Annotated in this window: 13 protein-coding genes; 3 read left to right on the top strand and 10 right to left on the bottom strand. The window is 37.1% G+C overall.

All coding sequences use genetic code 11. The features are described 5' to 3' along the window. Nucleotides 1-34: 34 nt before the first annotated feature. The 3 genes from gltX to yicI all read right to left on the bottom strand — a co-directional run bounded on the left by gltX (nt 35) and on the right by yicI (nt 6712). Nucleotides 35-1507: a glutamate--tRNA ligase gene (gene gltX, locus RTP52_RS00845; protein WP_312368597.1), complete on the bottom strand. Its 1473-nt coding sequence runs from the start codon at nt 1505-1507 to the stop codon at nt 35-37. Nucleotides 1508-1799: 292 nt separating this feature from the next. Beyond that, entirely contained in the window at nt 1800-3965 is a 2166-nt protein-coding gene (locus RTP52_RS00840; RefSeq protein WP_331660605.1) for a beta-glucosidase, read from the bottom strand. 404 nt (nt 3966-4369) lie between these two features. Further along, on the bottom strand, nt 4370-6712 hold the full coding sequence (gene yicI / locus RTP52_RS00835) for an alpha-xylosidase (protein WP_312368595.1): 2343 nt from the start codon (nt 6710-6712) through the stop codon (nt 4370-4372). 760 nt (nt 6713-7472) lie between these two features. On the opposite strand from yicI, the gene RTP52_RS00830 reads away from it, so the two are divergent. From RTP52_RS00830 to RTP52_RS00820, 3 genes are all read left to right on the top strand, one after another. Next, entirely contained in the window at nt 7473-7889 is a 417-nt protein-coding gene (locus RTP52_RS00830; protein ID WP_312368593.1) for a hypothetical protein, read from the top strand. 80 nt (nt 7890-7969) lie between these two features. Continuing rightward, nucleotides 7970-8644 carry a response regulator transcription factor gene (locus RTP52_RS00825; RefSeq protein WP_312368591.1) on the top strand — a complete coding sequence of 225 codons (675 nt, stop codon included), beginning with the start codon at nt 7970-7972 and terminating at the stop codon, nt 8642-8644. Nucleotides 8645-8656: 12 nt separating this feature from the next. Next, on the top strand, nt 8657-9877 hold the full coding sequence (locus RTP52_RS00820; RefSeq protein WP_312368589.1) for a sensor histidine kinase: 1221 nt from the start codon (nt 8657-8659) through the stop codon (nt 9875-9877). Between the two features lie 225 nt (nt 9878-10102). On the opposite strand, the gene RTP52_RS00815 is transcribed toward RTP52_RS00820, so the two are convergent. The 7 genes from RTP52_RS00815 to RTP52_RS00785 all read right to left on the bottom strand — a co-directional run. Next, nucleotides 10103-10513, bottom strand: coding sequence for a helix-turn-helix transcriptional regulator (locus RTP52_RS00815; protein ID WP_312106435.1), 411 nt, complete (start codon nt 10511-10513; stop codon nt 10103-10105). A 234-nt stretch (nt 10514-10747) separates the two neighbouring features. Beyond that, nucleotides 10748-11320 (bottom strand): zinc ribbon domain-containing protein, encoded by a 573-nt coding sequence (locus RTP52_RS00810; protein ID WP_312106437.1) that lies wholly within the window; start codon nt 11318-11320, stop codon nt 10748-10750. A gap of 305 nt (nt 11321-11625) precedes the next feature. Then, nucleotides 11626-12474: an RnfABCDGE type electron transport complex subunit B gene (locus RTP52_RS00805; RefSeq protein WP_312106440.1), complete on the bottom strand. Its 849-nt coding sequence runs from the start codon at nt 12472-12474 to the stop codon at nt 11626-11628. Between the two features lie 17 nt (nt 12475-12491). Beyond that, a complete protein-coding gene (rsxA, locus tag RTP52_RS00800) occupies nt 12492-13067 on the bottom strand; it encodes an electron transport complex subunit RsxA (protein WP_312106442.1) in 576 nt (191 codons plus the stop codon). Between the two features lie 14 nt (nt 13068-13081). Further along, nucleotides 13082-13864, bottom strand: coding sequence for an electron transport complex subunit E (locus RTP52_RS00795; RefSeq protein ID WP_312106444.1), 783 nt, complete (start codon nt 13862-13864; stop codon nt 13082-13084). Beyond that, the gene (locus RTP52_RS00790; RefSeq protein WP_312368586.1) at nt 13857-14513 is read right to left on the bottom strand and encodes an RnfABCDGE type electron transport complex subunit G; all 657 of its coding nucleotides are present in this window, start codon (nt 14511-14513) and stop codon (nt 13857-13859) included. Before RTP52_RS00790 ends, RTP52_RS00795 begins: the two co-directional genes overlap by 8 nt. After that, nucleotides 14503-15001: RnfABCDGE type electron transport complex subunit D (locus RTP52_RS00785; RefSeq protein ID WP_312368584.1), on the bottom strand; the 499-nt coding region annotated here is incomplete at its 5' end. The genes RTP52_RS00790 and RTP52_RS00785, both read right to left, overlap by 11 nt.

Genomic DNA, 15001 nt, shown 5'->3' with positions numbered 1-15001 from the left:
AGTGCATTCCCTCTTCTAGAGGGAAATTCCTTTCTTATAGGGAGCTGCTTAACTTATCAATTGCGATACGCATTCTTCTAAGACTTTCCTCTTTTCCAAGGATACTCATAACTTCATATGCTCCACCTGGTGTCGACTGCTTACCGGATACTGCGGTACGAACTGGCCATAGCCCCTGACCATTCTTAATTCCATTTTCTGCAATATAACCCATTAATACACTTTCAATAGAGGAAACTGAGTAATCGTTTAATTCCTCAAATCTTGGAAGAACATCTTGTAATACCTTTAAAGAATTCTCAGAGTCCGTCTTCATCTTCTTATGAGTATACATAGCGATATCATACTCAGGAAGCTCCTCGAAGAAATCAATCATCTCCGCAATATCAAGGAAGGTCTCTATTCTAGTCTTTACTAAATCAGCTATAAATTTCAAATCGTAGTCTTTCGTAACTACTTTCTTAATATATGGAAGTGCATACTCATAGTATTTCTCACTGTCCATTCTCTTAATATATTCCCCGTTCATCCAACGAAGCTTATTCATATCGAAAACCGAAGGAGATTTATTGATATGAGTATAATCAAAATCACGTACTAATTCTTCTAATGAGAAGATTTCTTCATTTGTAGTGGAACTCCAACCAAGAAGAGCAATAAAGTTAACGATTGCTTCTGTAACGAATCCTTGCTCAATTAAATCTTCAAAAGAGGAGTGTCCGCTTCTCTTACTTAATTTTTGATGCTCCTCATTTGTAATTAATGGACAGTGGATATAAACTGGCTCTTCCCAACCAAATGCTTTATATAATCTAGTATACTTTGGTGTACTTGAAAGATACTCATTTCCACGCACTACATGAGTGATTTCCATTAAATGATCGTCAATTACGTTAGCAAAATTATAAGTTGGGAATCCATCTGATTTTATTAAAATCATATCATCTAATTCAGAGTTTTCAACAGTAATCGTTCCATAAATAGCATCCGTAAACGATGTAGTTCCTTCGGTAGGCATATTCTGACGGATTACATATGGCATACCAGCTGCTAAATTTGCTTCAATTTCTTCTTTACTTAAATGAAGGCAGTGCTTATCATATTTGGTTATTTCTTTACTTTCTCCATCTTCCTCACCAACAGCACTCTTTAACGTTTCTAAGCGCTCCTTAGTACAGAAGCAATAATAAGCTTCCCCTTTTTCAATTAATTCTTTTGCATATTTAAAATAGATTCCGGTAGCCTGACGCTCACTTTGAACGTATGGACCAAATCCTTTATCCTTATCTGGACCTTCGTCATGAATTAACCCTGTCTTTGCTATGGTGCGGTAAATAATTTCAGTAGCACCTTCTACCAAACGTTCCTGATCTGTGTCCTCTATTCTTAATATAAAGTCTCCACCTTCATGCTTAGCAATCAAATACTCATAAAGTGCAGTTCTTAGATTACCAACATGCATACGCCCTGTAGGACTAGGTGCAAATCTGGTTCTAACTTTAGCCATCTGTAATCCCACCTTTTCTAAAATTTTCTTTGCATTCTAGCTATACGAAACTCGTACTTTTACTAAAATCCTAAGATTCAATATGTATTACTATAATCCATCCAAAATGTCCTGTCAAGGTATTAAGATACATCCTTTTCATGCATTTTACCCAATCGTTATTCACCTTTCTTTCTATGTAGAAATCATCACTTTTTCATAGCTAGAAAAGGGCAAAATAAGCTATTACTTATTTTGCCCTGCTTTCCATTCAAATTATCAAGTTCTTATGTTCTTAATAGAAAATGATTTACTACTCAACCCTTACCGTCTGGTTCAATCGTATATCTCTAGAAGAACTTCCAACTTCAATGATAAACTCTCCACCCTCTAATACAAACTTCTTACTTTTGGTACAATAATAAGTAAAAGCAGATGGTTTTAATTCCATCATTATTTCTTTCTCTTCGCCAGGCTGTAAAAATATTTTTGTAAACCCTTTTAATTCATGAATAGGGCGCTTTACACTACAAACTGGATCAGAAACATATACTTGAATTGTCTCAGCTCCAGCTACTTTCCCTGTATTTCTAACACTAAAACTTAAGAATACACCTTTTCCCTTATTTACCCTTGTTACTAAATCTTTATAAGTGAAATTTGTATAAGAAAGTCCATGACCAAAACAAAATTCTGGTGTGATATCTTCAGTATCATAATATCGATATCCTACCATAATGCCTTCGTTATAATAAACACTTCCTTTTGTACCAAATTCCCCAAATTTATGTGCTGGGCAATCACTTAATGTCTTTGGCATCGATTCAGGTAATTTACCAGAAGGATTTATAATTCCAAACAATACATCTGATAAGGCTTTACCACCTTGCATTCCATTATAATAGCTCCAAACGATTGCCTTAGCTTTACCTATGAATTTCTGCATAGAAACCGGTGATCCTGCAAAAACAACCAAGATTGTATTAGGATTCGCATCCAGTACTTCTTCGATTAGTTGTTCCTGAGCATAAGGTAATTCATAGCTTTTACGGTCACGACCTTCCATATCTTGATGATGATCCAATCCTACAACAAGAATAACATCCTCCGTTTCTCTTGCAAGTAAAACGGCTTCTTCCCGAAGACGTCTCTCTTCTTCCTTTCTTTTTTCTTTCCCTTCTTTTTCTAGCTCAAGCCAAACTTTTTTTCTCTTTGCCCTCTCCGTCATAACGTCAGTGCTTGTTTCTTGATATCCAATTATGTCAAAGACTTTTTGATATGATACATAGTAACCTGGGCGATAGGTAACTTCCGTATTCCCACCAAGTTCCATACGAATTCCTAATAACGGTGAGATTTCATAAAGTGCTTTGACTTCTGCACTTCCACCACCAGCGGAATGCAAGATATTCGCATTTTGCCCAATGACAGCTAATTTCTTAATATTTTTCTTTAAAGGTAATCTATTCTCTTCATTCTTTAATAATATAATAGATTCCCTCGCTACCTTAAGTATCTCTTGTTGATGTGAAATCGTATTATAAGTGCCTGATTCTCTTTCTTCTGACTCTTCTCCAATCATCTTTAATCGAAGCATAAGTCGAAGAATATTTCTAACTTTCTTATCTATCTCATCTTCTGAGATCTCTTTCCTCTTTACAGCTTCAAGAAGTGGGTTTGCCATCTTATATTCATCGAAATTAGATTTTACATCCATCTCAATATCGAGTGGTGAATTCGCTGCTGCCTTTGTATCATGAACACCACCCCAATCCGATATAATGGTTCCATCATATTCCCATTCTTCTCTTAAAATTGATTTGAGCAGATAAGTATTTTCACAACATTGAGCACCTCGGAACTTATTGTATGCTCCCATGATGGAATAACTTTCACCCTTCTTAATTGCAGCCTTAAAACCAGGCAGGTAAATTTCAAATAATGCCCTATCCTCTAAATCTGTATCCACTGCCAAACGGTCAGTCTCTTGATTATTTACAGCAAAATGTTTTACACATGCTGCTACATCATTCTCTTGTATCCCCCTAATCATAGAACTTGCTAACTCTTCAATTAGATTTGGATCCTCGCTCATGTATTCAAAATTCCTACCACAGAGAGGGCTTCTTTTAATATTAATGCCTGGTGCTAAGATAACATCTTTCCCTCTTCCCCTCGCTTCGCTACCAAGAACCTGTCCTGAAGTATACGCAAGTTCTTTGTTCCATGTAGCTGCTATTGCACTGTTGCTCGGAAGATAAGATACGTAATCGTCCGTTTTGCAGGCAAGAAACCACCTTTGATCTTCAAACTCTCTACGAACACCCATTGGGCCATCCGACATCTTCAACGAAGGAATACCAAGGCGTTCCACCCCACCACTACGAAAGATGCCATTACCATGAATTAATCCTACCTTTTCTTCTAAGGTCATCTGACTTAATAATTCTTCGATTACTGCTTCATTTACCTTCTTCAAAACATCACAATCCTTTTCTATTTTATTTGTTTGCACTGTTTTTTCTTACTTATACTCATTTGTGTTGTTTCTTTCAGATTATATGAAATTTTTATCTTCTTAATTATATTGTATTCCCTTATCTACACGAACATCCTTATCTGCACGAATTCTCTTATCGATTCGATTTCCTTTATCTGCTTGATTTTCTTTATCTACACGATTTTCTTTATCTGCATGATTTTCTTAATCTACACGATTTTCTTTATCTTCACGATTCTCTTTATCTTTATTTTTTCTTAATCTTCTTTATTTTCTTTATCTTCATTATTTTCTTTATCTTCATTATTTTCTTTATCTTCCCTTGCACCACAACCTAGGTGATGTAAGGGCTTATCTTAATCATTATATAATTTGTCGTAATATTATGAAAGTGTGACTGTAGCAACCAAAGATTCCTGCGCCAAAATAACCGTATCGTTTCCATCCACCTTAAACGAAACTCCTTCTGCACTATGAACAACATAATTCTTTAAGATAATGCTTACTGGTTCTTTCGATGAAAGATTTATCGTTATCTTACCATCACGCAAAACTGCACTCATTACAACTGCCCTATCTCCATTTTCCTGATAAACAGTAGTTGTTGCTTCTGCTCCCTCTTGAAGCTCATATATTTTTAACTCAAGATTCTTCGTATAATCATAAACTGCTCCTTGACCCTTCGGACCAGTAGCAATGATGCTACCTTGCTTTACATAGAGTGGTATGCTTAGGTAACTATGCTTTTCTTCATACCATTTTCCACCCTCTCTTACTTCACCAGTCAGATAATTGGTCCATTTCCCCTCAGGTAAGTAATAATGAGCCATACTATCCTCATTAAATATTGGAGCTACTAATAAACTGTCGCCTAAAAAATACTGCTTATCAAGGTAAGAGCAGTTTGGATCTTTGGTATATTCCATCACCATACTCCTCATCATTGGAAAACCAGATTTTGAGGTTTCTACAGCATTACGATAAAGATATGGCATTAGAGAGCCCTTTAACTCAGTAAAGAAGCGAACCACATCAACCGCCTCTTCATCGTACGCCCAAGGAACACGATACGAGGTACTGCCATGAAGTCTGGAATGAGTAGATAATAGACCAAATGCTGCCCAGCGTTTGTAAACATCCGGAGTCGAAGTACTTTCAAATCCACCGATATCATGACTCCAATACCCAAAACCGGACATCGTTAAGGATAAGCCTCCACGTAGACTTTCTTCCATAGATTCATAATCAGACCAACAGTCACCACCCCAATGAACAGGAAATTTTTGTCCGCCTACGGTAGCTGATCTGGCAAATAAAATTGCTTCCTCTTTTCCTCTACAACTTGCCAGAACATCATACACTGCTTTATTGTATAGATAAGTATAGTAATTATGCATCTTCATCGGATCGGAACCATCGTAGTAAACAACATCGGTAGGGATTCTCTCACCAAAATCTGTTTTAAAGCAATCCACTCCCATATCGAGTAACTCTTTCAGTTTCTCGCCAAACCACTTGCATGCCGCTGGGTTTGTAAAGTCAACAATCGCCATACCAGGTTGCCACATATCCCATTGCCATACATCCCCGTTCTTTCTCTTTAGGAAATAGCCTCCTTTTACACCTTCTTCAAAAAGAACCGATTCCTGACCAATGTAACTATTAATCCAAACACAAATCTTTAGTCCTTTTGCCTTTAATCTAGCTAACATATTCTTTGGATCTGGAAATACTCTGCTATCCCAGGTAAAGTCAGACCAACAAAAATCCTTCATCCAGAAACAGTCAAAATGAAATACTCCTAGGTGAATTCCGCGTTCTAACATGCCATCTACAAAGCTATTTACCGTTTCTTCATCGTAATTTGTTGTAAAGGACGTCGATAACCACAGACCAAAAGTCCAAGGGGCAGGAAGTCCCGGTTTTCCAGTTAAGTCGGTATAGCGAGCTAATACCTGCTTCATATCCGGACCATTAATAATAAAGTAATCGAGGCATTCTCCAGGAACAGAAAAACCTACTTTTGCCACCATCTCAGAGCCAATTTCAAACGAAACCTTCTCCGGATGATTTACAAAGACACCATAGCCTTTGTTTGTTATGTAAAATGGAATATTCTTATAAGATTGTTCGGTAGAGGTACCGCCATCTTCATTCCAAATATCAAGAGACTGGCCATTTTTTACAAAAGGCGTAAATCTTTCGCCAAGTCCATATACGAGTTCACCTACAGAAAGCGTTAATTGCTCTCTCATGTAAGTATCCTCTTCACCGCCATCATCATACGCAAGCCCTTGCCAATCTGTCTTCATATAGGCAAGATCACGCCACCCACTTGAGGTTAATTTTTCATTCCCACGATAATAGGTGAACGCTGCATTCGATTTTTGTACTTCCAAACGAAGACTTCCATTTCTAATTATTAAAATATCTTCTGTGTCCTCACACTCTAGTGTACAAGCCCCTGATAAGTCTAACTCAAACTCAGGGCTTCTCTTTCTTAGTCCCATGTAGTGATAAGTCTTAACACGCAAAACTTCCGGTGCTGGTGCAGTAATAAATATCGTAAGATTTACACCACCTAAGGTATCACCGCGATGCTTAATCTGATGTGTTGTGGTAAGTATTCTTACCTCGTTCTCTTTGATTTGATAATCGTAAACCTGCGCTGGTGAAAAACATTCTGTACCCTTCTTTTGTAACCAACATCCATTACTAAATTTCATAACAACTCCAATCTGTGTGCTTTAGCACACGTCAAACTATGTCTGTGTAAGACGCTCTTACTCACACTTGATAACATGCCTGTAGTAGTCTCCATTGTATACTGCCATGAATAAGAAATGTGAATGTTACCTTGATACTAAAAACCCATTGTTTCACATCTGTTACAAGTATTATATCATATCGTTAATAGGATAAAAATAAAGCTTTCTTTCTTCTTCGATGTATTATGTTATAATTCTTTAATACTAAAACGATGCCTTTCCATAACCTCCTTTGGTCCGCAGGAACATTCTAAAAATTTCGTTCCAACAAAAAAATAACTAAGAAAAAATCAATAAAAAAATAATATATTAAAAGGTAAGAAAATTGACTATAATGAATTTAGTATGATGATTGATTTTGTCCTTAGTTTTATAGATAAACATCATCACGGAAAAGAAGAAAAGCTTTTATTTAAAGAAATGCAGACTCATCTTGGAAAAGTAGCATATTTGATGTAAAGTTCCACAGCTTTCAATTGTTATTCGAGTGGGTACATGAAATACCCCCTGATTATTAATCAGGACCAGGTTTTTGTCCATACCCCTTTAATCCAAGGTATTGAAAGAAGTCAAGAAGCGGAGGACTTCCCTAATGAGGTTGAAAAATAAGAGAAATTTATATTAAAAATTAACGTTCATTTAACATTGGATTTGTTATAGTGTGATTGTACCAGCAAGCTAGCAGCCGGTAAAATAAACTGGAAAAGGAGTAATTCTAATGAAAAGTAAAAAGATTTTTGCAATTGCTACATTAGTCGGAGTTCTCACAGTTGGCGGAACAACAGCTTTTGCGGCTTCGGGAAATCAACAGGCACAGGCAACCGCGTCATCAAAAATCAATACCGATAAAAGCGGAAATGCTATCGACGAAAAAGGTAATATCGTTATAACCAAGGATAAGTTGAACGATCCAGCGAATGCCAGCGGTCATATATCTGCATCTGGTTCTACCAGCCTAATTGGAAAAGTCGATGACAGTAACAATACCAGTTCGGAAGCTTCCGCACAATTAAACACCGATGAAAACGGCAATGTTATCGATGACAAGGGCAATATCGTTATAACCAAGGATGAGTTGAACGATCCAGCGAATGCCAGCGGTTATATTTCTGCATCTGCCGACATCGCAAATTAAAATTAGTTCATTATGTAATTGTACATCAAAGCCATTTACCATGGCTTTGATGCTTTTCACGGAGAAAGGGAAATTTTACGATGCGATTATTGGTTGTTGAAGATGAATTAAATATAGCCACAGCAATGGAAAAAATACTAAAAAAGGACGGGTATGCGGTCGATGTTGCGCTGACTGGTCGTGAAGCAGAAGATTTAATGGTAATAAATGAGTATGATTTGATTTTACTTGATATCCGCCTGCCAGACACCGACGGCTTTACAATTTTGTCAAAGTTGCGTGAAGTGTCCGAAACGGTAAGAGTAATAATTGTATCCGCTAACCGGGAAATCGACGACCGCATAAAAGGCCTCGACTTAGGTGCTAACGACTATATTGTTAAACCCTTTGATGTTCAAGAGCTTCGAGCACGAATCCGCGCACTTCTACGAAGGAATTTTGTAGTAAAGCCCAATATTATTAAAATCGAAGAGATGGAGATTGATCTCACATCCCATCGTGTTTCCTATCAAAACCGCGAATTAATTTTAACAATGAAAGAATACAGCATTCTGGTATACCTTGCTGAAAACAAAGGAAAAAGCATCAGTGCGGAAGAACTATACAATCATATCTGGAATGAGGATTCCAACCCTTTCACCAGCGTGATGAGGGTTCATATATATTCTCTTAGGAAAAAGTTAAGTAACGTAACAGGCAGAGATGATATTATAACCAATGTAAAGGGATTGGGATATTCCCTTAATCTAGATTAAATGAGGCTGAATATGAAAAAACTAAAACTCACATTACGGTGGCGTGTAACACTGATAACAATACTTGTTATGTTAATTTCAAGTGTTGCCATTGTTATATTTATCAATATTAATATAAGCAGAATTATGCCGGAGGTGACAAACACTCTGATTGTCGTTACAAGCGGTTCAACAAATCTGAGTCCAAGCCAGAACAAGTCGGAACCATTCTACAGTAGCGGCTCGGCGACATTAGATTCTAACCCCCTATCAGGATATAATCCTAATAATATTACTGGCGAAAGTGCAAGTGCGCAAGCAAATATTATAACCGATACAATGCATAAAGCTAAAAATGATATGTATTTGTGGTCGCTTATCATATTATTTGCTGCTATTTCAGTTGGCGGCATCGTTGCATATTTCATTGTTGGAAGAGCACTGCGCCCGGTTCGTTTGCTTAGCAGAAAAATAAAAGATGTTAATTCCCATAACCTTACAGAGGCTTTGCCTATGGCAGGACCTAATGATGAAATAAAAGAGTTGACCTTATCTTTTAATTCAATGCTATCAAAGCTTGAAAACGCTTTTTCATCTCAACAACGTTTTAATGTAAATGTTGCTCATGAACTTAAAACCCCATTGGCTGTACTGAAGCTTAATATAGACGTATTAAATGAAATGCAAGAAAAAACTCCGAATGATTACAATGATACTCTAGCAATTGTTGAACAAACCGCTATGAAAATGAATGCAATGATTGAAGCCTTACTAGATACCGCACGGCAGGAAAACGCATCCCTTGATGATGACGTGGATTTAAAAGAAGTAGTATCGGATGTAGCTGAGGATTTACAGCCGATCGCTAAGAAAAAAGAAGTTGAAATTATTTGTAACATAAAACCTGTTCCAATATTCAAAGGCAATGAAGTGCTTTTATACCGGGCTATATATAATATTGTAGAGAACGCCATTAAATACAACCAGCAGGGCGGAAGCGTATCTATTTCCTTACGTGAGCACGAACATCAAATCGAACTTAATATAAACGATACAGGCAACGGCATTGCTACAGAAGAATTGCAACATATATTTGAACCGTTATATCGCATAAAAAAAGAAATGACAGACGGATATGGGCTTGGGCTTGCGCTTACAAAGTCAGCCATAGCCATTCACGCAGGTGAAATCAATGTCACCAGTAAGCTTGGACAAGGTACAAAGTTTGATATCCTTATTCCGATTATACGTTAATATAAGAATATAGGATCCTTCTTAAAAAATGACATCTGCATGCAGATTTATTAGTTAATGTAATCACACAACTAATTATTGCAGCACTATTTCCCAAAAAATAAATAAGCTACGAATTAGCTACAAGAATTCGTTTTCAACAATGACTAACATCTCATTGATCCCTTTTCTTAACTAATTCATAGCTTAATAATCTGACAAAAGGAGAATCTCCTTTCGACATCGTTATCCCTCATTCCCCATAGGTTTTTTCTTTTGAAATTCCTTTGGACTTAAGCCAACATGTTTCTTAAATTTGTTATAGAAGTAATCAATGTTAGTAAATCCAACTTTCTCTGATACTTGATACACCTTTAAGTCCTGTTCCATTAGAAGCTTCTTCGCATTTTCAATTCGTATGGAATCTAGTATGTTGTTAAAGCCTTCTCCCATCTCTTTCTTAAATAATTTTCCTAGATAAGCACTGTTATAGTTAAAGGTTTTTGCTATATTTTCAAGTTTCAAATCCTTATCAAAATTCTTTTCCATATAAGCATAGACACACTTTGCTATATTATCCGAAGTAGAAACCGCATAATCATCTTTAATTCCCTTACGTACAATTGGTTCATCATCAATGATCATTAGTTGATACATGGCAACTCTTACCTCCTTATGGCCTTGGCAATTAAATGATTACAGTTGTACCTTCCATCCATTTACTTTGAATCCACATCTTTTTGTCTGGAGTTTAGTTGTTCCTTTTGTATCTTTTCATTGATGGCACATAGTACCCTACTAGAATCTCACAACTGGTAAGAAGGTTATGGCGAAGCTAGTCCCAGTCAAAGCGGATATTCGCAATCCGCTTATGCTACCAGCTCTACCTCATTATTTACCATAAAGACTATTAATTATTGCGGTTGGATCAGATAGTATTTCACCACCAGTCGCACCTATCAACATAGCGATAATTACGACAAGAATAAGAGCTACAATAAGTGTAGCGCGTGCCCAGTTTTTCTTTGTTGGGGTTACTGATTTACTAAAAGACCAAAAGAATAGTAATGCCAGGAATGCATAAGGTCCAATAAGAGGTACAAAACCTAATAACATTACTGTAAGCCAATTTCTAACTGTCATTGGCTTTTCTTGAACTGTCGTATTCCCCTGACCATAAGTATTCGTATTTTGAGTAAAATATCTTCCCAGCACTTGATCCTTCATAGGATTACTTCCATAAGTGTTTTGTTCATAAGTTGTTTGCCAAGGACCATTCTGACTAGCACTCCCCTGGCCTAAATTTTGCTGTATTGTAATATCTTGTCCATTGGCGCTAGGGCTCGAATTATGCTCACCCTCTAACACCCGATTATCCATTCCTGGACGAAAAGATGCACCACAATACTCACAAAAATTGGCTTCTTCATTTTGTATCGTTCTTCCACAATTTTTACAAACCATAATAAACCTGCCTTTATTAATTATTAGCAAATTGATTCTTTCTTTTAATCTTTCTGCCTTTAGAACTACGTGACTATACCACTTTTCTCATGTCTTTATTTTGAGGATGAAGACCCTTTGTAGCAACTATCCACAAAGTGAGTTCACATCTCTTAATATCAAAAAAGGATAAGAAGTAAAAAGTACTTCTTATCCTTTTGGTTGTTCCTATTCTGCTAGAAGTCTTTCATGTATCATAACATCTTTTTGAAAAAAGATAAATAAACTTCTGCTGAATTTTTATTAAATAATTGTTTATTTCATAATTACGCAATGGTAATGATCTTTTTTGGGCACTTCTCCGCGCACTTACCACAGTGAGTACACTTTGAGTAATCAATGTGAGCAAGATTATTGGTTACGGTGACTGCATCGCTTTCGCATACCTTCACACACATCATACATCCAATACATCCAACGCTACATGCAGCGTTCACATCTTTACCCTTATCCTTGGAGTTACATTGTACCTTGCAAGTAGAACTTACTGGAATAAATTCAATTAAGTTGTTTGGACACTCTGTAATACATTTTCCACATGCGACACATTTTTCTTTATCTACTACAGCGATGCCATTCACAACATGAATTGCATCAAAAGCACAAGCACGTACACAGCTGCCATAGCCCATACAACCATAGCTACAAGTCTTCTCACCATTTCCAGGTACCATAGCAAGCTTCTTACAATCTGCAATTCCGGTATAGTGATACTTCACATTTGTTTTATCGCAAGTACCATTACATTTTACGAATGCAACTTTACGTTCTGAAGCTGTTGCTTCTGTCCCCATTACCCCACCAATTTTAGCATGAATTTCGGCACTTGCAACAGGGCATCCACTCACTGGTGCTTGACCACTCGCAATTGCTTTTGCTAACGCATCACAACCTGCATATCCACAACCGCCACAGTTATTACCAGGCAATAAATCTCTTACTATTAACTCACGTTCATCTACTTCAACCTCAAATACCTTGGCTGCAATTCCAAGAAGAATACCGATGATTAAACCAATACCACCAACAATAGCTGATGCTGTAATAAGTCCTTGCACATTGATAGCAAGTACACCGGTATTAGATAAGAGGTCAAATAATGCTAAATTCGTCATGCTCTTTTCCCCCTATCTTATAACAAGCCTGCAAATCCCATAAAGGCAATCGACATCAATCCTGCTGTAATCAACACAATCGGTGAACCTTGAAAGGATTTTGTGACATTGTTATTTTCAATTCGCTCTCTTACACCTGCCATAATAACAATAGCAATTAAGAAACCAATCGCAGTACCAGCGCCATAAACAATACTAGTTACAAGGTCATTACCCTTCTGAACGTTATCGATAGCAACACCGAGAACTGCACAGTTTGTTGTGATTAATGGAAGGTACACGCCAAGTGCATTGTATAGACCTGGTGAGAACTTTTTTAAGAACATTTCAATAAATTGAACTAAGGCTGCAATTAAAATAATAAATACAATCGTATTCATATATTTTAAATCAAGTGGAACCAAAACCATATCATAGATTACGCTACATAATGCAGAGGCTATGGTAATAACGAAGATAACTGCTCCGCCCATACCTGCTGCTGTACTGATTTTTTTAGAAACGCCGAGAAACGGACATAAGCCGAGGAAACGACTTAAAACTACGTTATTCACGAGCGCTGCTGCAATAAGCACTAGTAATAATTCCTTCATCTAAATCTCTCCTCCTATTCCTTCTCTGTCTGATTAGCTACTTCTTTTGCTTTCTCAGCTGCTGCTTTTTTTGACGCTGCTGCCTTCTTCGCTGCTTCTTCCTTTACGGAATCAAGTAACTCATGATTGCTATGGCATGCACTACCGCTACAACTGCTGCAGTTACCGCCACATGCAAGCTTTTCAGCCATAGGAACGTTTGTTGCAGATTTTAATTTTAACTTATTTTGAAGAGCTGTTAACATCGCAAGTACAAAGAATGCACCCGGTGCTAATACAAAGATAGAGAATGGTTCATAGCTATCTGGCATTATAGAAAAACCAAACGCAGTACCTGCACCAAGTATTTCACGGAATAAACCTATTAAAGTTAAACCAACGGTAAATCCAAGTCCCATACCTACACCATCAAAGATGGATGGAAATACAGGATTTTTTGACGCATAAGCTTCTGCTCTACCAAGGATAATACAGTTAACAACGATCAATGGAATATAAATACCGAGAGAATCGTTTAATACTGGAATATATGCCTGTAATAATAATTGTACTATAGTAACGAAGGAAGCTACCACTACGATAAACGCTGGCATTCTTACCTTATCAGGAATAACCTTACGAAGCATAGAAATTAGCATGTTCGACATGATAAGAACTGCCGTTGTCGTAAGTCCCATACCTACACCATTGATTGCCGAAGTTGTAACCGCAAGAGTCGGACACATACCAAGCATTAAGACAAATGTAGGATTCTCTTTAATTACACCGTTATAAATACGTTCTAACGCTTTACTCATGAGTCATACCTCCTACACCGTTTTCTAATAAGTCATTTACAAAGGCAAGACCCGCATTCACTGTACCTGTTACTGCAGAACTTGTGATTGTTGCACCACTGATGGCATTAATTTGATCATCACCAGTCTTGCTCTCAGTTGCCTTAATAACTGTAAAGGAGTATACATTTTTATCAGAATATTGGCCTTTAAAACTCTCATCGTTTGCTTTTTCACCAAGACCTTTTGTTTCATTCATACCAATAATTTCAATTGAAGTTAAAGTTCCGTCAGCTTTTATACCCATGGTAAACTTAATATCTCCGCCATATCCTGCTGAAGAAGTTAAAGTCATAACAAAACCAAGTGCATTTCCAGCTTCATCCTTTGCAATACATACTTCGTTAATTGTACTTGAAGTAAATCCATGAGAAGATAAAAATTCTTTGGAAGAATCTACTTTGGCATTCACATCTTCATTCTTATCATCTACTAATTTTGCCTCTGCAAAAACCATCTTATATGCTTCTGCTTTTGCTTTTGCTTCTGCCTCCGCTATTGGTCCCTTCGTAATTTCATATACAAAACCAAGTGCAACAGCCGCTACTAAGGTAATCGCAAATAATGCAATCGCATCTTTTATTATTGTTGACTTTTTCTTATTTTGCAAGTTTCTTACCTCCCATTCCGAAGCCCCTTGGCATCGTGATTTTCTCAATCAACGGTACCAATAAGTTACAGAAGATAATAGCGTAAGATACACCCTCTGCAGAGCCACCAAATACACGGAATAATCCGGTTAACGCACCAAGACAGACACCAAAGATGATTTGACCATACTTCGTAATTGGGCAGGTTACATAATCCGTTGCCATAAAGAAAGCACCTAATATTAATCCACCACCAAGAATCTGAGCTAATACGTACTCTACATCAAATCCTTTGCCGCCAAACAAAATGATAAATACCGCAAATGTTGCAATATATGTCAAAGGAATTCTTAAGGAAATAACTTTACGGTATAATAAATAACATGCACCGATTAAAAGCATCATAGCACTTGTTTCACCAATCACACCACCATGGAAGCCAAAGAACATATCAAGTAAACTTGGAGCAGCCCCAGCTTCCTTCATTGCTGCAAGTGGTGTTGCACCG

Source organism: Lachnoclostridium sp., from assembly GCF_031997925.1.
Taxonomy (GTDB): Bacteria; Bacillota; Clostridia; order Lachnospirales; family Lachnospiraceae; genus Lachnoclostridium.
Note: the sequence above shows the minus strand (reverse complement) of the source record. Positions and strands in the feature narration are given on the sequence as shown.